This window comes from Bradyrhizobium sp. PSBB068 (assembly GCA_016839165.1).
Classification (GTDB): Bacteria; Pseudomonadota; Alphaproteobacteria; order Rhizobiales; family Xanthobacteraceae; genus Bradyrhizobium.
The window spans coordinates 4,465,896-4,486,006 of sequence record CP069300.1; the positions used below are offsets into that span (position 1 = coordinate 4,465,896).

At 64.1% G+C, this 20,111-nt stretch carries 21 protein-coding genes; 11 read left to right on the plus strand and 10 right to left on the minus strand.

Annotated features, from left to right (window positions below):
• Window positions 1–11: 11 nt before the first annotated feature.
• The 3 genes from JQ507_20780 to JQ507_20790 form a co-directional block, all read right to left on the minus strand.
• Entirely contained in the window at window positions 12–986 is a 975-nt protein-coding gene (locus JQ507_20780) for an NADPH:quinone oxidoreductase family protein (protein QRI67411.1), read from the minus strand.
• Window positions 986–1,597: a 2-hydroxychromene-2-carboxylate isomerase gene (locus JQ507_20785; protein QRI67412.1), complete on the minus strand. Its 612-nt coding sequence runs from the start codon at window positions 1,595–1,597 to the stop codon at window positions 986–988. Before JQ507_20785 ends, JQ507_20780 begins: the two co-directional genes overlap by 1 nt.
• 99 nt (window positions 1,598–1,696) lie before the next feature.
• Entirely contained in the window at window positions 1,697–2,401 is a 705-nt protein-coding gene (locus JQ507_20790; GenBank protein QRI73441.1) for a glutathione S-transferase family protein, read from the minus strand.
• A gap of 99 nt (window positions 2,402–2,500) precedes the next feature.
• Here JQ507_20790 and JQ507_20795 point away from each other — a divergent pair, with 99 nt between their 5' ends.
• Entirely contained in the window at window positions 2,501–3,523 is a 1,023-nt protein-coding gene (locus JQ507_20795; protein QRI67413.1) for a methionine synthase, read from the plus strand.
• Between the two features lie 13 nt (window positions 3,524–3,536).
• Here JQ507_20795 and JQ507_20800 read toward each other — a convergent pair whose 3' ends face one another.
• The 3 genes from JQ507_20800 to JQ507_20810 form a co-directional block, all read right to left on the minus strand.
• Window positions 3,537–4,160, minus strand: coding sequence for a hypothetical protein (locus tag JQ507_20800; GenBank protein QRI67414.1), 624 nt, complete (start codon window positions 4,158–4,160; stop codon window positions 3,537–3,539).
• Window positions 4,161–4,323: 163 nt separating this feature from the next.
• Window positions 4,324–4,851 (minus strand): xanthine phosphoribosyltransferase, encoded by a 528-nt coding sequence (gene gpt, locus JQ507_20805; protein ID QRI67415.1) that lies wholly within the window; start codon window positions 4,849–4,851, stop codon window positions 4,324–4,326.
• A 6-nt stretch (window positions 4,852–4,857) separates the two neighbouring features.
• Entirely contained in the window at window positions 4,858–5,610 is a 753-nt protein-coding gene (locus JQ507_20810; GenBank protein ID QRI67416.1) for a competence/damage-inducible protein A, read from the minus strand.
• A 236-nt stretch (window positions 5,611–5,846) separates the two neighbouring features.
• Between JQ507_20810 and JQ507_20815 the strand changes: the two genes are divergently transcribed.
• From JQ507_20815 to JQ507_20830, 4 genes are all read left to right on the plus strand, one after another.
• Entirely contained in the window at window positions 5,847–7,265 is a 1,419-nt protein-coding gene (locus JQ507_20815; protein QRI67417.1) for a circularly permuted type 2 ATP-grasp protein, read from the plus strand.
• An 8-nt stretch (window positions 7,266–7,273) separates the two neighbouring features.
• Window positions 7,274–8,221 (plus strand): alpha-E domain-containing protein, encoded by a 948-nt coding sequence (locus JQ507_20820; protein QRI67418.1) that lies wholly within the window; start codon window positions 7,274–7,276, stop codon window positions 8,219–8,221.
• A 162-nt stretch (window positions 8,222–8,383) separates the two neighbouring features.
• Window positions 8,384–9,226, plus strand: coding sequence for a transglutaminase family protein (locus JQ507_20825; GenBank protein ID QRI67419.1), 843 nt, complete (start codon window positions 8,384–8,386; stop codon window positions 9,224–9,226).
• Window positions 9,227–9,408: 182 nt separating this feature from the next.
• A complete protein-coding gene (locus JQ507_20830; protein ID QRI67420.1) occupies window positions 9,409–9,834 on the plus strand; it encodes a carboxymuconolactone decarboxylase family protein in 426 nt (141 codons plus the stop codon).
• A gap of 15 nt (window positions 9,835–9,849) precedes the next feature.
• Here JQ507_20830 and JQ507_20835 read toward each other — a convergent pair whose 3' ends face one another.
• Window positions 9,850–11,445 (minus strand): peptide ABC transporter substrate-binding protein, encoded by a 1,596-nt coding sequence (locus JQ507_20835; protein QRI67421.1) that lies wholly within the window; start codon window positions 11,443–11,445, stop codon window positions 9,850–9,852.
• A 295-nt stretch (window positions 11,446–11,740) separates the two neighbouring features.
• On the opposite strand from JQ507_20835, the gene JQ507_20840 reads away from it, so the two are divergent.
• Both JQ507_20840 and JQ507_20845 read left to right on the plus strand, forming a co-directional pair.
• Window positions 11,741–12,502 carry a proteasome-type protease gene (locus JQ507_20840; protein ID QRI67422.1) on the plus strand — a complete coding sequence of 254 codons (762 nt, stop codon included), beginning with the start codon at window positions 11,741–11,743 and terminating at the stop codon, window positions 12,500–12,502.
• Between the two features lie 14 nt (window positions 12,503–12,516).
• Window positions 12,517–13,278, plus strand: coding sequence for an SDR family oxidoreductase (locus JQ507_20845; GenBank protein ID QRI67423.1), 762 nt, complete (start codon window positions 12,517–12,519; stop codon window positions 13,276–13,278).
• 306 nt (window positions 13,279–13,584) lie between these two features.
• On the opposite strand, the gene JQ507_20850 is transcribed toward JQ507_20845, so the two are convergent.
• Window positions 13,585–14,808 carry an MFS transporter gene (locus JQ507_20850; GenBank protein ID QRI67424.1) on the minus strand — a complete coding sequence of 408 codons (1,224 nt, stop codon included), beginning with the start codon at window positions 14,806–14,808 and terminating at the stop codon, window positions 13,585–13,587.
• Between the two features lie 215 nt (window positions 14,809–15,023).
• Here JQ507_20850 and JQ507_20855 point away from each other — a divergent pair, with 215 nt between their 5' ends.
• A complete protein-coding gene (locus JQ507_20855) occupies window positions 15,024–16,274 on the plus strand; it encodes a nucleoside:proton symporter (GenBank protein QRI73442.1) in 1,251 nt (416 codons plus the stop codon).
• Between the two features lie 57 nt (window positions 16,275–16,331).
• On the opposite strand, the gene JQ507_20860 is transcribed toward JQ507_20855, so the two are convergent.
• Both JQ507_20860 and JQ507_20865 read right to left on the minus strand, forming a co-directional pair.
• A complete protein-coding gene (locus tag JQ507_20860) occupies window positions 16,332–16,886 on the minus strand; it encodes a cupin (GenBank protein ID QRI67425.1) in 555 nt (184 codons plus the stop codon).
• Between the two features lie 111 nt (window positions 16,887–16,997).
• Window positions 16,998–17,288 (minus strand): usg protein, encoded by a 291-nt coding sequence (locus JQ507_20865; GenBank protein QRI67426.1) that lies wholly within the window; start codon window positions 17,286–17,288, stop codon window positions 16,998–17,000.
• Window positions 17,289–17,670: 382 nt separating this feature from the next.
• On the opposite strand from JQ507_20865, the gene groES reads away from it, so the two are divergent.
• The 3 genes from groES (at window position 17,671) to JQ507_20880 (ending at window position 20,096) form a co-directional block, all read left to right on the plus strand.
• Entirely contained in the window at window positions 17,671–17,985 is a 315-nt protein-coding gene (gene groES, locus JQ507_20870) for a co-chaperone GroES (protein QRI67427.1), read from the plus strand.
• Between the two features lie 43 nt (window positions 17,986–18,028).
• Window positions 18,029–19,669 (plus strand): chaperonin GroEL, encoded by a 1,641-nt coding sequence (gene groL / locus JQ507_20875; protein QRI67428.1) that lies wholly within the window; start codon window positions 18,029–18,031, stop codon window positions 19,667–19,669.
• Between the two features lie 127 nt (window positions 19,670–19,796).
• Complete coding sequence (locus JQ507_20880) at window positions 19,797–20,096, plus strand: GIY-YIG nuclease family protein (protein ID QRI67429.1); 300 nt, start codon at window positions 19,797–19,799, stop codon at window positions 20,094–20,096.
• The last annotated feature ends 15 nt before the right edge of the window (window positions 20,097–20,111 follow it).

The following is a 20,111-nucleotide window of genomic DNA, read 5'->3' on the forward strand; positions in this document are numbered from 1 at the left end:
GCAATGCCGAATTATTGCATCATCAGCGCCACCCGCCCGATCGCCTTGCGCTCGATCAACAGCCGCATCGCCTTCGCGTAGTCCTCCAGCGGCAGCCGGTGTGAGATGTTCGGCCGCACCCGGCCGGCCTCCGCCCATTCGCTCAGCGCCTTGAACCTGACCTCGCCGAGCGCGGGGTCCTTGCGCACCGCCTCGCCGGCGCGAACGCCGAGCACGCTCGCGCCCTTGATCATCAACAGATTGGTGCGGGCCAGCCCGATGCCGCCGGTGAAGCCGACGACGAGAATCCGCGCGCCCCAGTTGATGCAGCGCATCGAGTTTTCGAACACCTCTCCGCCGACAGGATCGAACACCACGTCGGCGCCGCGGCCGTCGGTGAGGCGCTTGACCGCATCGCGGAACGGCTCACGCGCGTAGAGCACGAGATGATCCGCGCCGCGTTCCCTGGCGATCGCAAGCTTCTCCTCGGATGAGGCCGCCGCGATCACCGTGGCGCCGAGCAGCTTGCCGATCTCGACCGCGGCCAGCCCGACACCGCCGCCGGCGCCGTGCACCAGCAGCACCTCGCCCGGCCTGATCTGCCCGCGGTCGATCAGCGCGTGATAGGCCGTACCGTGCGCGGCCAGGAAAGTCGCGCCCTCGGCATAGTCGAAGGTCGACGGCACCGGCACGAGCTGCGCCGGCACAGCAACCGTCTCGTCGCAATAGGCGCCGAAGCGCATCTTGACGATCACCTTGTCGCCGACTGCGACACCGGCAGCTTCATTGACCTCGACGACATCGCCGGCTGCTTCCGAGCCCGGCGTGAACGGCAGCGGCGGCTTGAGCTGATACTCGCCGGCAGCCATCAGGATGTCGGGGAAATTGATCCCGGCGGCACGGATCGCCACGCGCGCCTCGCCCGGCTTCAGCGGCACCGACGCAAAGCTCTCCAATTGCAGGCGCTCGGGCGGGCCGAGCTCGCGGCAGACAACGGCTTTCGGCATCAGGCGGCTCGCGCCTTGAGACGCGCCAGGGCCTCGCGGATCAGCGGCAGGCGGTCATTGCCGAAATAAATGTCGGTTTTGTCGAGATAGATCGTGGGTGAGCCGAATGCGCCGCGCGCCACGGCCTCTTCGGTGTTGGCCTTGAGCTGGTCCTTGATGGCTTGATCGCCGATGCCGGCAAAAAACTTTGCGGGATCGATCCCGACCTTGCCGCAGATCTCGGTCAGCACCGCATCCTGCGAAATGTCCTTGTCGTCGCCCCAATAGGCCTCGAATACGGCGCGGGCAAAGGGTACCATCTTCTCGTTGCCGAGCCAGATGCAGCCGCGCATCGCCTTGACGCTGTTCACCGGAAACACCGTCGGCGGCATCTTGATCGCAAGACCGGCCGAACGCGCCCAGTCGGCGAGATCCTTCTTCATGTAGCGCGCCTTCAGCGGCACCGGCGTTTCACGCTGCGCATAGACCGAGGGATTGACGGTGTTGAAGATGCCGCCGACCAGGATCGGCCGCCAGGTGATGTCAGCGTCGAACTCCTTCGCCAGCGGCTGGATGTTGTGCCACGCGAGATAGGTCCACGGACTGGAACAGTCGAAGAAGAATTCGATCATGGCGTTTCCCTTTGTCTTTTCCGCATCCATTGTCGTCATTCCGCGATGCGCCGCAAGGCGCGGGCATCGCGACCGTGTCGCGCCGCGGAATAACGGACGTTATTTTTTCTCGACCAGCTCCTTTGCACGCTGGCCGAACATGTTCTTGCGCGATTCCTCGTCGAACGGCTCCTTGACGAATTTGCCGATCGCAAGTCCCGCCTGCACCTGCGGCCGGGCGCGCACCGTCGCGTACCAGCGCTTGATGTTCGGGTAGTCGTCGAGGGTGAAGCCCTGCGCCTTGTGGGTCATGGTCCAGGGAAAGCAGGCTATGTCGGCAATCGAATAATCGTCGCCGGCGACATAGGCGCCGGTCTTGCCGAGCTGCCGGTCGAGCACGCCATAGAGCCGCGCTGTTTCGTCGCGGTAGCGCTCGATCGCATAGGGAATTTTCTCGGCCGCATAGAGCGCAAAATGGCCGTGCTGACCGAGCATCGGCCCGAGGCCGCCCATCTGCCACATCACCCATTGGATGACGTTCGACCGCGCACGCAGCTCCCTCGGCAGGAAGCGGCCGGTCTTGTCGGCGAGATAGATCAGGATCGCGCCGGTCTCGAACACCGAGAACGGACCGCCGCCGTCGGATGGCTCATGGTCGACGATCGCGGGGATCCGGTTGTTCGGGCTGATCGCCAGGAATTCCGCCCGAAACTGCTCGCCGGCGCGGATGTTCACCGGGATCACCGTGTACGGGAGCCCCAGTTCCTCCAGCATGATCGAAATCTTCCAGCCGTTCGGCGTCGGCGCGTAGTGCAGGTCGATCATCGGCGTCCACTTCCCCATCACAAGGACTTTTGTTGTTCTGTACCTCCACTCTAGGACATGGCAAACAGGCGCTCAATCAGAACCCATCGGGAGGCACCCATGCTGTTTCCAACCACGATCGCAGGCTCGCTGCCGAAGCCGGAATGGCTCGCGGAGCCGAACATGCTGTGGGCCCCCTGGAAGTCTGATGGCGCCGAGCTCGCCCGCGCCAAGCGCGACGCCACGGTGCTCGCGGTCAAGCTGCAGGAGGATGCCGGCGTCGACATCGTCACCGAGGGCGAGCAGGCGCGTCAGCACTTCGTGCATGGTTTCCTGGAGCGGATCGAGGGTATCGACTTCGCCCACAAGGTCGAGATGGGCATCCGCAAGGATCGCTACAAAGCCATGGTGCCGCAGGTGGTCGCGCCGCTGCAGCTCAAGGGCCGCGTCCATGAGAACGAGGCGCGAGCGGCGCGCGCCCACACCCGAAACCGGCTGAAATTCACGTTGCCCGGCCCGATGACGATCATCGACACCATCGCCGACCAATATTACGGCGACCGCGTCAAGATGGCGTTCGCCTTCGCGGAGCTGTTGAACCAGGAAGCCAAGGCGTTGCAGGCCGACGGCGTCGACATGATCCAGTTCGACGAGCCGGCCTTCAATGTCTACATGGACCAGGTGCGCGACTGGGGCATCAAGGCGCTGGAGCACGCCGCCGAGGGCCTCACCTGCGCCACCGCCGTGCACATCTGCTACGGCTACGGCATCAAGGCCAACACCGATTGGAAAGAAACCCTCGGCGGCGAATGGCGGCAGTATGAGGAGACCTTCCCGGTCATCGACAAGAGCACGATCCAGCAGGTCGCGATCGAGTGCCGCAACTCGAAGGTGCCGATCGAGCTGCTCGCGGCGCTCCCCGGCAAGATCGTGCAGGCCGGCGTGATCGACGTCGCCAGCGACGAGATTGAAACCCCTGAGGATGTCGTCAAGGTGATCGAGGCGGTCGCCAAGCATGTGCCGAAAGGCAACATCATCGCGACCACCAATTGCGGCATGGCGCCGATGCGGCGGGACATCGCCGAAGCCAAGCTGATCGCGCTCGGTGCCGGCGCCAAACTGGCACGGCAACGGCTCGCGTAGGGATGCCGGCGGTTCAGCCGAGCGCGACCGCCGCGCTCGGATGCAACGCCGGCCGATAGCCGGCCTGAAATGCACGGACGGTCGACGGCGGCGTCAGCAGCATCGCGGGCGCAGCCCCCTCGGCGCGCTCGTAACCGGCAAAGGACCACCGCAGCACTTTTCCCTTGGAGACGAGATAGCTCTCCCCGTTCGCTTGCACCATCGTGCCATCAGGCAGTTCGTTCACCGGCACCGGCAACGGATGCAGCCGCTTCTTCCGGCGATCCAGCCGCTCGGAATGCAGCACCGCATCCATCGCCTTGGCGCTGAGATCACTCGCCCCGTTGCCCTGCTCCCAGGCGGCGCGAAACCGGTCGGCGTCGTCACGGCGGCAGTAAAAGCAGGGCCGGTGCCCGGCCGCGAACGAGGTGGCTTCGTCAAGGAAGAACAGCTCGGTCCAGCTCTGCCGGCGCATCACCTCGCGCCGCCGTCCCCTGAACTCGCAGACGCAAGTGAGCCACGCCGGCGACGACCACCGCTTGTTCAGAAGCGTCCGTGTCGCGGGGTCGTGGATGATGCCGCGATTGCCGGTGAAGGTGCCGCGATGCTCTGACGCGACGATCTCGCCTGTCGGTGTGACGCGGTTTTGCAGGGGCATTTTCTTCTCCTTCTCCCCGCTTGCGGGGAGAAGGTCGGGATGAGGGGGGCGTTCCGCAAGGTCGGTGAGAATTGGACTCGTGGTGGGTCCCCCTCACCCGGATTGCATTCCGCTGCGCTGCATGCAATCCGACCTCTCCCCGCGCGCGGGGCGAGGTGACTCGCTAGGCCGCCCCATCCTTGATCGGCGGCTGGAACGACAGCGCGGTGTCCCAGGGGAAGAAAATCCAGGTGTCCTGCGACACCTCGGTGATGTAGGTGTCGACCAACGGCCGCCCCTTCGGCTTGGCGTAGACCGTGGCGAAATGCGCGTCGGGCAGCATCTCGCGCACCATCCTGCCGGTCTTGCCGGTGTCGACAAGGTCGTCGACGATCAACAGTCCCTTGCCGGTGCCGCCGCCGAGCTTGGCGGTCTGCTCCGAAATGCCCTTGAGCACTTGCAGGTCGCCTTGCTTGTCATGGTCGTAGCTCGCGATGCAGACCGTATCGATGATCCGCAAGCCGAGCTCGCGCGCCACGATCGCCGCCGGCACCAGCCCGCCGCGGGTGATCGCGATCACCGCATGGAACGGTCCGACTTCATTGAGCCGCCAGGTCAACGCCCGGCAATCCCGGTGGAATTGATCCCACGAGACCGGGAACGGCCTGCCGGCCCGATCCTGCGCATTCGGTTCAGAAATTTTCTCGACCATATCGTCTCAACCCGCCGGCTTCTTCTGCGCGGCCTGTACCTGCTTCAACATCTCTTTTACTGCGGCCATCGCGGCCGCAAGCTTGTCCGGATCGCGCGAGCGCACCACCAGATTGGTGTTCGGCTTCTGGTTCTCGTCCTGGAACGGATAGCTGCCGATGATGGTGTCGGGATTGGCTTCCGCGATCGCCCGCAGCGGGCCGCCGATGTCGCCTTCCCGCGCGTCGGCGCGGACCGAATCCGACAGCATCCGCACGCCGGATTTCAGGGTCGGCGCCACGATGTCCATCATCGCCTGCATGATGGTGGGGATGCCGGCCATCACGATGACATTGCCGAGCTTGAAGCCCGGCGCCAGGATGGTCGCGCTCTGAATCAGCTCGGCGCCGTCGGGCACCCGGGCCATCCGCAGCCGCGCCTCGTTGAGGTCCTGTTCGCTCCAGCGCTCCCTGAACCGCGCCACCACCTCAGGGTGATGGTGGATATCGACCCCGAACGCCTTCGCCACGCTGTCGGCGGTGATGTCGTCATGGGTCGGCCCGATGCCGCCGGTCGTGAACACGTAGGTGTACCTGTGCCGCAGCGCATCAAGGGCGGAGATGATGTCGGCCTCGTCGTCGGCGACGACGCGGACCTCCTTCAGGTCGATGCCGATATTGGTCAGGTATTCGGCGATGAAGCCGATGTTCTTGTCCTTGGTCCGGCCGGACAGGATCTCGTCGCCGATCACCAATATCCCCGCCGTGACGATCTCGCTCATGGTCTCATTCCCTAACACTTGCCCTAACTTGATCCCCTGACATTGCCGATCCAATGCCTTGATGTCACGGGGTTTTGCCGCCGAATTAAGCAGACCTCAGCCGGTTTTTCGGGCAGGCCTCCTGGCTATCCCTAGCAAATGCCACACGCCAATGCATATCGCGCTGGCCCGCCCCTTGCTACCATCCCATCAAGTCATGCACTGTGTCACATGGCTTGGGAGGGCAGTCGGGATATATGGCAGTCGCGTTCGATGAGATGAACGGCCTCGGCGAGGATCTCCGCCCGGCCTACCAGGAGCTCTCCCGCTGGCTCAACGAGACGCCGCCGGACGCGCTCGAATATCGGCGCCAGGAAGCGGAGCTCTTGTTCCGCCGGATCGGCATCACCTTCGCGGTCTACGGCGATTCCGAGGCCCAGGAACGGCTGATCCCGTTCGACGTCATTCCCCGCATCATATCGGCGAACGAGTGGACGCTGCTGGAGAAGGGCCTGAAACAGCGCGTGCTCGCGCTCAACATGTTCCTGAAGGACATCTATCACGGCCGCGACATCCTGCGCGCCAACATCATCCCCGAGGACCTGATCTTCCAGAACCCGGTGTTCCGGCCGGAGATGAACGGCCAGGACGTGCCGCACGACATCTACGTCCACATCGCCGGCATCGACATCATCCGCACCGATCCCGACAATTTCATCGTGCTGGAGGACAATGCGCGCACGCCGTCCGGCGTCTCTTACATGCTGGAAAACCGCGAGATCATGATGCGGCTGTTTCCGGACCTGTTCGCGCGCCACCGCGTCGCTCCCGTTGAGCGCTATCCAGACGAGCTGCTGTCGGCGCTGCGCTCGGTCGCCCCGCACAGCGCCTCGGCTGAACCGACGGTCGCACTGATGACGCCCGGCGTCTACAACTCGGCCTATTACGAGCACTCGTTCCTGGCCGACAAGCTCGGCATCGAGCTGGTCGAGGGGCGCGACCTCATCGTCAAGAACGACGAGGTGTTCATGCGCACCACCGAGGGGCTGAAGCGGGTCGACGTGATCTATCGCCGCGTCGACGACGATTTCCTCGATCCCCTCACCTTCCGGCCGGATTCCGCGCTCGGCGTGCCCGGACTGATGTCGGCCTATGCCGCCGGCAACATCACGCTCGCCAACGCAGTCGGCACCGGCATCGCCGACGACAAGGCGATCTATTCCTACATGCCTGACATCGTGAAGTTCTATCTCAGCGAGGAGCCGATCCTGAAGAACGTGCAGACCTGGCGCTGCCGCGAACCGCAGGATCTGTCCTACGTGCTCGACAACCTCGCCGACCTCGTCGTCAAGGAGGTGCACGGCTCGGGCGGCTACGGCATGCTGATCGGCCCGGCCGCCACCAAGGCGACCATCGAGGCGTTCCGCGACAAGCTGAAGCGCGAGCCGGAGGGCTTTATCGCCCAGCCCACATTGGCGCTGTCGACCTGCCCGACCTGCACCGACAAGGGCCTCGCGCCGCGCCATGTCGACCTTCGTCCCTTCGTGCTGACCGGCTCCAGCCACACCACCATCGTGCCCGGCGGGCTGACCCGCGTCGCGCTGAAGGAAGGCTCGCTGGTGGTCAATTCGAGCCAGGGCGGCGGCACCAAGGACACCTGGATACTGAGCGAGTAGTTGAACGCATGCTGTCGCGCACCGCTGAAAACCTGTTCTGGCTGGCCCGTTACGTCGAACGCGCCGAGTACCTCGCGCGCACGATCGACGCCACGCTCCGCGTCACCGCGCTGCCTGCGGCCTATGTCGGCAAGACCAATGAGTGGGACTCCGCGCTGCTCACGGCAGGCGTCGGCGCGAGCTTCTACGATCACTACCAGGAAGCCAACCAGCAGAACGTCGTCGAGTATCTGTCGTTCTCCTCGGAGAACCCCTCCTCGATCAAGAACTGCATCGAGGCGGCGCGGCTCAACTCGCGCTCGGTACGAACCGCGCTGACCTCGGAGATGTGGGACACCATCAACTCCTCCTGGATCGAGCTGCAGGCGGTCTGGAGCAAGGGCGGCACCGGCAGCCGCGAGGAGCTGGCAAAATTCCTGCGCTTCGTGCAGGAGACCTCATTGCGCTTCGATGGCTCGGCCTACCGCACCATGCTGCGCAACGACGCCTACTGGTTCTCGCGGCTCGGCGTCCACCTCGAGCGCGCCGACAACACCGCACGGATTCTCGACGTCAAATATCACGTGCTGCTGCCGGAGGAAGAACACGTCGGCGGCCCGCTGGATTACTACCAGTGGACCTCGATCCTGCGCTCGGTGTCGGCAACGACAGCCTATCACTGGGTCTACCGGGAAACCCTCAAACCCTGGCTGATCGCCGACCTCCTGATCCTCAACGACACGCTGCCGCGGTCGCTTGCGAGCTGCTACAGCAATCTGGTGCGCAATCTGGACCAGATCGGCGTCGCCTATGGCCGCCAGGGCGCCTCCCAGCGCCACGCCCGCGGCATCCGGAACCGGCTCGAGCACAGCAACATGGATGATATCTTCCAGCACGGCGTGCACGAATTCATCCAGGAGTTCATCGCGGACAACTCACGGCTGGGTGAGATCATCACCAAGCAGTATCTGATCTGACCGATACGGCCGGAAAACTGCTCAAATTGTCGTCATGGCGGACCTGATCCCGGCCATCGACGTCTTGCTTTCGCGGCCGATTAGGAAGAAAGACGGGAGTGCCCGGGAAAGCACCGGGCATCACGCCCCTGCCCTCAAAACCGACTGAACTCCGGTTGAGCCATGCGCCTGCGGATAGCCCATACCACCACCTATCGCTACGAGCCGGCGGCCTCGGGCGTGATCCAGATTCTGCGGATGACGCCGGGCAGCCATGACGGCCAGTATGTCGCGGATTGGCAGATCGACGTCTCGACCGATTCACGGCTCGACACCCACGAAGACGCTTTCGGCAACGTCACCCATGTGCTGACACATGGGTCGATCAGCGACCTCACCATCCATTGCGAGGGCCTGGTCGAGACCCATGACACCGGCGGCGTGCTCAAGGGCACCGACGAGCGGTTTCCGCCGAGCCTGTTCCTGCGCCCGACGCCACTGACCGACCTCAACCCGGCGATGACGGCCTTCGTGCGCGAAATGCGCGCGGAAGCCGGCAGCGACGTGCTCGGCTTCCTGCACGCGCTCATGGTGCAGGTCTACGAGCACATGACCTTCGACGAGGACCCGACCAACAGCACCACGTCGGCGTCGGAGGCGTTCGCGCTGAAGCGCGGCGTCTGTCAGGACTACGCGCACATCCTGATCGCCTGCGCGCGTGCCGGCGGCGTTCCGGCGCGGTTCGTGTCCGGCCACTTCCTGCGCTCCGACGGCATGGTGAACCAGCAGGCCGGCCACGCCTGGGCCGAGGCCTTCGTGCCCGACCTCGGCTGGATCGGCTTCGACGCCGCCAACGGCATCTGCACCACCGACGCCCATGCCCGTGTCGCCATCGGTCTCGACTATCTCGGCGCCGCGCCGGTCCGCGGCACCCGTTATGGCGGCGGCAACGAAACGCTGACGGTCGCGGTCAAGGTCGACCAGGCCGGCCGCCCCGGGCAGTGGCAGAGCCAGACGCAGTCGTAAGGTCCCACACTTTCTCCGTCATTTCGGGGCTCACGCAGCGAGAGCCCGGAATCCATGATGCCACCAACTATGCGGAGAAATGGATTCCGGGCTCGCGCCAAGAGGCGCGCCCCGGAATGACGATCGTAAGATACGAGCATGCTATCATTGCTGCCGCTTCATCCGAACCATCGGGACACACCATGGCAACCGTCAAACTGCTCTCCGACGACGAACTCTCGCCCGAGGCACGCGCCGTGTTCGACGACATCCGTGCGGCGCGGAAGTCGGACTTCGTCAACAATTTCTGGCGCGCGCTCGCGCATGATCCGAAGACCTTGCGGCGGACCTGGGAGAGCATCAAGGAAGTGATGGCCCCCGGCGCGCTCGACCCGAAGGTCAAGGAGATGCTCTATGTCGCGGTCTCGGTGGCTCACGGCTGCAGCTACTGCATCCATTCGCACACCGCGGCTGCCCGCGCCAAGGGCATGACCGACGCCGAGTACCAGGAAATGCTGGCGATCGTCGGCATGGCCGCCGAGACCAACCGACTGGTCACCGCGCTCGGCGTGCCGGTGGATGAAGCGTTCCTCGTCGATGCACCGGCAGGACGAAGCCAGGAGACGTAACGGCCCAGCACTGCGTCACTTGTCCAGCCAGACATCCTCGAAGCGCAGATTGTTGTACTGGCTGTTGTCGTGCGGATGAAAGTTCTTCACGTAAGGCTGCCAGCAATTGCCGGCCGATGAGTGCAGGATGACCGGCCGCGCGGCATCGTCGACCAAGAGGTGCTCGATGTCGAACACGATCTTGCGCCGCTTGTCCTTGTCGACCTCACGCGACTGCGCGGCGAGCAGCTTGTCGACCTCGGCGTTGCAGTACTGGGTGTAGTTGCGCTCCGAGTTGCAGGAATAGTTCTCGACCAGGTTACCGTCGGGATCGTCGACGCTGACGCCGGTGACGTTGAGGCCGATGGTGTAGTCCTTGCGCTGTAGCCGCGAGTACCAGCGCGGCGTATCCAGGATATCGAGCTCGGCGACGATGTAGATCTTCTTGAGCTGGTCGGCGAGGATCACGGCCGGGTCCCGATAGGTCGGCAAATTGCGGGTCTGGATCTTGATCGACAGCGGCTTGGCGTCGCTGTAGCCGAGCTTCTGCATGATCACCTGCGCGTCGGCAAGATTCTTCTCGGTATCGGGGCCATAGCCCATCAGCGTCGACAATATCTCCTGCGGCATGCCCCACTCGCCTTCGGGCTTGGCCTGCATCGCGCCGCCGAGCCGCCCGCTGCCCTCGAACAGGATGGAGTTGAAGGCCTTGCGATCGAGCGCCAGCGACATCGCCTTGCGGATCTCCGGATCGTCGAACGGCGGATTGACCCGGTTGACCAGAAGATTGATCTGCAGATTGGTCGAGGTCATCTCGCAGATCGCGTTCGGCGCCCGCGCCTTGACGTCCTTCATCAGGGGAATGCTGACGTCGGACGGAAAGGTGATGTCGTAATCGCCGGTCGCAAACGCCAGCATGCGGGTGGCGCGGCTGTCGATCGAGCGCACCGTGATCTCGTCGAGATACGGCCTGTCCTTCTTGAAGTAGTCGGGGTTACGCACCAAACGGATGGAGTCTCCGCGCCGGAACTCGACGAACCTGAACGGTCCGGTGCCGACAGGCTTGGTACGCATCACCTGCTGCGGCACGTGGCAGGGATAGACCACCGAGAAGGCGCTGGCGAGCAGCGCCAACAGGCCGGGCTGCGGTTCGGTCAGCTCGAAGGTCGCCTCATCCTCGCCGTTGACGCTGACATCCCTGAGCTTCGAGTACCAGACCTTGCGCGGATTGCGCTTGAAGTCCTGAGTTTCGCTCTTGCCGGTCAGCATCCGCCAGGTGCATTGCACATCCTTGGCCGTGAACGGTTGGCCGTCATGCCATTTCACGCCCTGACGCAGCTTGAAGGTGAGCTTGGTGTTGGTCTGGTCCCACGACCAGCTCTCGGCGAGATCGGGGATCACGGTGTCGATCGATTCGTGCACCTTGGCCGGATCGAACACCACGAGGTTGTTGAACACGGCCGCGAACGGCAGCACCGAGGCGATGGTGGATTCCTCGAGCAGCGAAGTCGAGGGTGGGTTGTCGTTGTGATAGAGCCGCAGCGTGCCGCCCTTCTTCTGCGCCGACGCAGGGCTTGCGGCGATTGCCGCGACGCCCAACGCCATGATGCACGCGGCCAATTTGAACGACATTCTCGCCTCCCGGAATTCTTGTTGTTGTCGGTTGCGGGCAGTCGACCACAAGGTCAGGTGCCTCGCAATGACAGCGAATCCGGATCATTGCCGGCTGCGCACAGCGCAGAGCGATAGCGCTCCAAACTCCGAACCGTGGTCACAGGAACAGGCCCCTGCGGGCCGTCTCCGCGATCCGGACCCGCCACTTTGACCGGCCGCAGCAATGTCCGTCACGGGGAATTGGGGTTGGATGCGACCTCGAAATTGGCTACACGTTTGGCGCCGATAAACTCGGACCGTTTGGGGACTGGAAATGACCTATTGCTGCGGAATTCTGGTGCGCGACGGCCTCGTCATGATCGCCGATACCCGCACCAATGCCGGCCTCGACAACGTCTCGACGTTCCGCAAGCTGCACATCTTCGAAAAGCCCGGCGAGCGCATCATGGCGATCGCCAGCGCCGGCAATCTGGCGATCAGCCAGTCGGTGCTGTCGACCCTGACCGAGGGTATGGAAGACCCGCACACCGGCGAGCTCGAGACGCTGATGAATGCGCCGACCATGTTCCAGGCGGCGCAGCGGATCGGCCGCGCCATCCGCTCAGTGCATGCCACCGAGGGCGAGGCGCTGCGTTCGGAGGATATCTCGTTCGACGTCTCGTTCCTGTTCGGTGGCCAGATCAAGGGCTCGCGGATGCGCCTGTTCATGGTCTACACCGCGGGCAACTTCATCGAATGCACCACCGACACGCCCTATTTGCAAATCGGCGAGCACAAATACGGCAAGCCGGTGCTCGACCGCGCCATGCATTACGATGTCGAGCTCTATGAGGCGCTCAAGACCGGCCTGATCTCGATGGATTCGACGATGCGCTCCAACCTCGGCGTCGGCCTGCCGATCGACGTGCTGGTGGTGCGCACCGACGTCTGCGAGGCCGACCTCAACCACCGTATCGAGGCCGGCGAGCCCTATTTCCACGATCTGCGCTCGCGCTGGTCGGCGGCGCTCCGCGCGGCGCACCAGAACATTCCACGCCCGCCCTACAAGAACGAAACCGAAGCAAAAACCAAGTAAGAGGAAACTCGGAGATGACCGAAGCAACCAGCAAGATCGCACTCGTCACCGGCGCCGGCACCGGCGTCGGACGCGCGGCATCGCTCGCTTTGATGGACAAGGGCTACACCGTGGTGCTCGCCGGCCGCCGCATCGAGATGCTGGAAGAGACCGCCAAGCTCGGCCCCGCCGGCAAGAGCCTGTGCGTCTCGGCCGACATGGCCAACCCGGCCGCGATCGCCGCGCTGTTCGATAAGGTGAAGGCGACCTACGGCCGGCTCGACGTGCTGTTCAACAACGCCGGCATGGGCGCGCCCCCGGTCAATTTCGAGGACCTGCCGCTCGAGCAGTGGCAGGCCGTCGTCAACACCAACCTCACCGCGCCATTCCTGTGCACCCAGCACGCCTTCCGCATCATGAAGGACCAGACGCCGCGCGGCGGCCGCATCATCAATAACGGCTCGATCTCGGCGCATGCGCCGCGGCCGTTCTCGGCGGCCTACACCTCGACCAAGCACGCCATCACCGGCCTGACCAAGGCCTCCAACCTCGACGGCCGGATGTACGACATCGCGGTCGGCCAGGTCGACATCGGCAATGCCGCGACCCCGATGACCGACCGCATGGTCAACGGCCCCGGCGTGCTGCAGCCGGACGGCACCACCAAGCACGAGCCGCGCATGGACGCCAAGGCTGTCGGCGATGCCGTCGCCTACATGGCCGGCCTGCCGCTCGACGCCAACGTGCTGTTCATGACGGTCATGGCGACCAAGATGCCGTTCGTGGGGCGGGGCTGATCGTCCCCTGCTCCCCGCGTGCGGCAGGCCATGGCCGGGCAGGTCCCGGCTATGGCCTCGCAGGGGCGCGCTGTCAAAATATCGAAAACAACCCCATGCAAAGGAGCCGGCGGCTGCCGGCGTCCGACCGGGCGCCTTGACACGTCGGGCAAATCAGCGGTAGTTTTCCATTATTCCGAAATAGTCTTCCCCGATCGGGATCCAGGGAAGCCTCCAAGCGGACGGTGAAAGACGAATTCGCGGAGAGTGCCCCTCACCCGCCGCTTCGCGTCGACCTCTCCCCGCAGGCGGGGCGAGGTAAGGCCCCTACTCCAGCTTCTCCACATCCCGCAGCGTCGGGAACAGCTTCATCCAGAGCAGCGCGACTGCGACCGTGGCGACGCCGCCTAGCACGGCTGACGGCACGGCGCCGAGCAGCGCCGCGGTGACGCCGCTCTCGAACTGGCCGAGCTGGTTCGAGGCGTTGATGAACAGGAAATTGACCGCGCCGACGCGGCCGCGCATCTCGTCGGGGGTGGCGAGCTGCACCAGCGAGAAGCGGATCACGACGCTGATCGTGTCGGCCGCGCCGAGCACCGCGAGCGCCAGCGCCGACAGCCACATCCAGTGCGACAGCCCGAACACCACCGTCGCGACGCCGAACACGATCACGGACTGGAACATCCTTAATCCGACGCGACGGTTGATGGTGTGCCGCGCCAGCACCATGGTCATCAGCAGCGCGCCCACCGCGGGCGCGGCGCGCAATACACCGAGGCCCAGCGGACCGGTTTGCAGGATGTCGCGTGCATAGATCGGCAACAGCGCGGTGACGCCGCCGAACAGCACCGCGAACAGGTCGAGCGAGATGGTGCCGAGGATCGCCGGATTGCTGCGCACGAAGGTGACGCCGGCAAACAGATCGTCCGACGATCCGCCGTTCTTCACCGGCGCCTGCTGCAGCCGGCCGATACCGCCGGTCAGCAACGCGCCGAACAGCCAGAACACCATCATGATGCCGTAAGGCGCGCTCGGCATCAGCGCATAGGCGAAGCCGCCGAGCGCAGGGCCGGTGATGGTCGCGACCTGCGCCGCGCCGCTCGATATCGCGGTCGCCCGCTGTAGCGAACCCTGCGGCGCGATCAGCGGCAACACCGCGGCGGTCGCCGGGCTCTCGAACGCACCGGCGATTCCCAGCACGAAAGTCGCAACGAAGATCTGGATTTCGGAGATGGTGCCGGCAAAGGTGCTTCCGGCGAGAAACAATGCGGTCAGCGCTTCCGCGAACTGGCAGGCCTGCACCACGCGCTTGCGCTCGAAACGATCGGCGGCATGACCGGCGACGAACACCAGCAATGCGGTCGGCAGGAACTGCACCAGTCCGACCATGCCGAGGTCGAATGCGCTGCCGGTGAGATCATAGATCTGCCAGCCGATCGCCACCGCGCCGATCTGGCTGGAGAAGCGCGACAGGCTGCGCGACAACAGGAAGAACAGGAATGGTCGGTGGCCGAGCAGATCGCGGGCGCCGGCCGGCGTGGCGGAGGACATGGATGATTGCGTGGCCGAGCGCCTGCAACTTGTCAATGGAGAGGATGGTCAGAGCCCCGTTCCGAAAAGTCGGAACGGGGCTCTGGACTCCTGATTTGACGCGTTTTCTTCACGCGAACCGGTAATCCACTTCGCTGGAAAACGCTCTAATGCGCAACAGCATTGCGCTGCGCGAGGCCCCTGCCCATAATCGCATGCGGGTTCTTGGGGGCGTGATGCTGCAGTTGCAATCGGCGTTCGGCGTGGTGGCGTTGCTCGTGATCGCCTGGGTGTTGAGCGAGAACCGCAGGATGGTGTCGCTGCGGCAGGCGGCGATCGGGCTCGCGGTGACAGTCGTGACCGCGCTGGTGTTGATCAAGGTGCCGCTGGTGACGCAGGCCTTCGGCGTGATCAACGATGCCGTCGGCACCATCGCCGCCGCGACGCGCGCCGGCACCGCCTTCGTGTTCGGCTATGTCGGCGGCGGCCCGGCGCCGTTCGATCCGAAGGCACCCGGCTCGGATTTCATCCTCGCCTTCCAGGCGCTACCGATCGTGCTGGTCATGAGCGTGCTGACGACGCTGCTGTTCTATTGGCGCGTGCTGCCGCCGATCGTGCGCGGCATGGCCTGGCTGCTGGAGCGCACGCTCGGCGTCGGCGGCGCGGTCGGGCTCTCGACCGCAGCCAACATCTTCCTCGGCATGGTGGAAGCGCCGCTGTTCATCCGCCCCTATCTGGCGCAGCTCAGCCGCAGCGAATTGTTTCTGGTGATGACCGGCGGCATGGCCGGGATCGCCGGCACCGTGCTGGTGCTGTACGCGACGCTGCTGGCGCCGCTGATCCCCGATGCGGCCGCGCATTTCGTCATCGCCTCGGTGCTCGGCGCGCCGGCCGCCATTCTGGTCAGCCTGATCATGGTGCCGGAAACCTCGGACACGCGCACCGGCGGATCGCTCGACGATCCCGATATCCAGGTGTCATCGACGATGGATGCCATCGTCAAGGGCACGGCCGCCGGGCTCGAGCTCCTGATGAACATCATCGCGATGCTGCTGGTGCTGGTCGCACTGGTGTATCTCGCCAACAAGATCGTCGGCCTGCTGCCGGAAATCGGCGGCGCGAAGATCTCACTGCAACGCCTGCTCGGCTACGTCATGGCGCCGGTGTGCTGGCTGATGGGCCTGCCCTGGCCGCAGGCGATCACGGCGGGCAGCCTGATGGGCACCAAGACCGTGCTGAACGAGCTGATTGCCTATGTCGATTTGTCGAAGCTCGGCCCCGACGCGCTCGATCCGCGCTCGCGCCTGATCATGCTCTACGCGATGTGCGGTTTTGCCAACTTTGCGAGCCTCGGCATCATGATCGGCGGCCTCGGCATCATGGCGCCGACCCGGCGCGACGAGATCAACGCGCTCGGGCTGAAGTCGATCGTCTCGGGGACGCTGACGACGTGCTTGATGGGGGCGATCGTGGGGGCGATGACGTGACGACGTAGTCGTCATTCCGGGGCGATGCGAAGCATCGAGCCCGGAATGACATCGAGACTACGCCTTCAGCTCCACCGTCTTGAACTCCGCCGGCAGGATCACCTCCAGCAGTTCGACGTCGTCGGAATAGTCCAGGATCATGTGCCGGATGCGCGGCGGCTGGGTCCAGGCGCTGCCTTGCTTCATCAGCGTCTCACCCTCGCCTTCCATGTAGGTCTTCACCCAGCCCTTGAGCACATAGACCATCTGGAAGTCGACGTCGTGGAAGTGCAGCTTCGACACCTCATCCGGATTGCACGGGCCCTGCAGCCGGATCACATGCGCCTGGGCGAGGCCATGCGAGGCGGCTGATATGCCGAGGTCGCGGTACTTGGCGTAGGCGCGCAGCCCATCGGCCTTGAAGTCCTCTTCGCGGTGATGGCTGATGGCGATGCGCTGTTTGGGCCGTGCCTTCGTCGCTGCCTTCGGTGTGCTCTTCTTGGCCGCCGAGACGCGGCCCTTGGACTTGATCGTCTTGCGCGCGGACGTCTTCTTGGCGCCGCCGCCAAGCCCCGACCATTTCTTCTTCACCGCGGTCTTGGCTGCGGATCTCGATGCCGTCTTCTTGGCCATTGTTCGCCTCCCGTCTTGTTCTGGCGGACGGGAAGCTAACACAAGTCGCGCCGCGCGCGGTGGGCAAAGGCGCGCACCGCGCCTTCCCCCTTGCCTTGCCCCCTCAGCGGATCAATTCAGCCGGAACACGCCGTCCACCGCGCGCAGCTCGGCCGGCTTGACCAGCTTGGAATGCGCCACCGTCACCGCGAACAGCGGGCCCTCGAGCTTCTGCTGCCAGAAAGAGAGGAAATCCTGCAGCGCCGGAAATTTCGGAAACAGGTCGTAGTTCTGCCAGACATAGGTCTGCAGCAACGAGGGATGATCCGGCATCCGATAAAGGATTTGCGCCGTCGTCAGCCCATACCCCAACAACTGCTTCCGGAAATCGTCGGAAACAACCCCACCAACTCGCGAGACCATGCCAACCTCCTGTGACGGAGCGCATTCACATGGTGGCCGACCTTCCCCGCCGGACCACCGGCAATGGATGCGCTCACATGAGAGAAATGTGACGCACGCGACTAACCCATCTCAAGCCCAAATGTTTAATAGGTTGTTGAAATTTCTTGCGTTAGCAGCAACTTACCGCAACTGCTAATAGCAACGACGAGATTCGCGCCGCCATTAAGGATGCCGAAATGATCCTGGCAGCGACCATCTGCGAGTGCCAAAATTTCTGCTAGAGGCTCTTGCCCGCCGCCACGGCTTGGCCTATCTCCTGCGCAGCCGGTCTGGCACTCGCTGGGCTGGACTGCTAACACTCCAAAATTCTACAGCATCCGCAAATATTTAGGAGGACTGCATGAAATTCCGTCCGCTTCACGACCGCGTCGTGGTCAAGCGCATCGACGCCGAAGAGAAGACTGCTGGCGGCATCATCATTCCGGACAGTGCCAAGGAAAAGCCCTCGCAGGGTGAAGTCATCGCCGTTGGCCCGGGTGGCCGCGATGAAGCTGGCAAGCTGATCCCCATCGACGTCAAGGTCGGCGATCGCGTCCTGTTCGGCAAGTGGTCGGGCACCGAGGTCAAGATCGACGGCGAAGACCTGCTGATCATGAAGGAAAGCGACATCATGGGCGTGCTCGACGTCCCCGCTTCCAAGAAGAAGGCGGCCTAAGCGCCCCCTCCCTCCCTGGTAAACCTCTCAAGGAAAAACTCAGATGGCAGCTAAAGAAGTCAAATTCTCCGTCGAGGCGCGCGACAAGATGCTGCGCGGCGTCGACATCCTCGCCAACGCGGTGAAGGTCACGCTCGGCCCGAAGGGCCGCAACGTCGTGCTCGAGAAGTCGTTCGGCGCTCCCCGCATCACCAAGGACGGCGTCACCGTCGCCAAGGAGATCGAGCTCGAGGACAAGTTCGAGAACATGGGCGCCCAGATGGTGCGCGAAGTCGCCTCCAAGTCCGCTGACGCGGCCGGCGACGGCACCACCACGGCGACCGTGCTCGCCCAGGCGATCGTGAAGGAAGGCGCCAAGTCGGTCGCCGCCGGCATGAACCCGATGGACCTGAAGCGCGGTATCGACCTCGCGGTCGAAGCCGTCGTTGCGGACTTGCAGAAGAACTCGAAGAAGGTCACCTCGAACGAGGAGATCGCCCAGGTCGGCACCATTTCGGCCAACGGCGATGCCGAGATCGGCAAGTTTCTCGCAGACGCCATGAAGAAGGTCGGCAACGAGGGCGTGATCACGGTCGAGGAAGCCAAGTCGCTCGAGACCGAGCTCGACGTCGTCGAGGGCATGCAGTTCGACCGCGGCTACATCTCGCCCTACTTCGTCACCAACGCCGACAAGATGCGCGTTGAGATGGACGACGCCTACATCCTGATCAACGAGAAGAAGCTCTCCTCGCTGAACGAGCTGCTGCCGCTGCTCGAGGCCGTGGTGCAGACCGGCAAGCCGCTGGTCATCGTCGCTGAAGACGTCGAAGGCGAAGCGCTCGCCACCCTCGTCGTCAACCGCCTGCGTGGCGGCTTGAAGGTCGCGGCCGTCAAGGCTCCGGGCTTCGGCGATCGCCGCAAGGCCATGCTGCAGGACATCGCGATCCTGACCGGCGGTCAGGCCATCTCGGAAGACCTCGGCATCAAGCTCGAGAACGTCACGCTGCAGATGCTCGGTCGCGCCAAGAAGGTGATGATCGACAAGGAGAACACCACGATCGTCAACGGCGCCGGCAAGAAGGCCGACATCGACGCCCGCGTCGCCCAGATCAAGGCGCAGATCGAGGAAACCACCTCGGACTACGACCGTGAGAAGCTGCAGGAGCGTCTCGCCAAGCTCGCAGGCGGCGTCGCGGTGATCCGCGTCGGCGGCGCGACCGAAGTCGAGGTGAAGGAGCGCAAGGATCGCGTTGATGACGCGATGCATGCGACCCGCGCGGCTGTCGAGGAAGGCATCGTCCCGGGCGGCGGCGTCGCCCTGCTCCGTGCCTCCGAGCAGCTCAAGGGCCTGCGCACCAAGAACGACGACCAGAAGACCGGCGTCGAGATCGTGCGCAAGGCGCTGTCGGCTCCGGCTCGCCAGATCGCGATCAACGCCGGTGAAGACGGTTCGGTGATCGTCGGCAAGATCCTGGAGAACAAGGCCTACAATCACGGCTTCGACTCCCAGACCGGCGACTATGCCGACCTCGTCAAGAAGGGCATCATCGACCCGACCAAGGTCGTCCGCACCGCGATCCAGAACGCTGCCTCGGTTGCCGCGCTGCTGATCACCACGGAAGCGATGGTTGCCGAGCTGCCGAAGAAGAACGCCGGCGGCCCCGCGATGCCTCCGGGCGGCGGCATGGGCGGCATGGACTTCTAAGTCCAGCCACTCAAGGCAATCCACGAAATGCAAAACCCCGGCAGCGATGCCGGGGTTTTTGTTTTGGGGTCTCCGTCATTCCGGGGCACGCGAAGCGTGAGCCCGGAATCCATTGGTCCGCTTGCTCATGGCCTACTACGTCTACCTGCTCGCAAGCGACAAATATGGCACGCTCTATCTCGGCGTGACCAACGATGTCGTGCGCCGCGTCCACGAGCACAAGAGCAAGACGGTCAAGGGCTTCACCAAGCGATACGCCGTCGACAAACTTGTCTGGTTCGAGATCTACGATGATGTACTGACGGCGATCGCGCGTGAGAAGGAATTGAAGAAGTCGCGGCGCGACTGGAAGATCAGGTTGATCGAAGAGAAGAACCCACAGTGGATCGATCTGTATCCGGAAATTGCCGCCGGACATCTTGGATGAATGGATTCCGGGCTC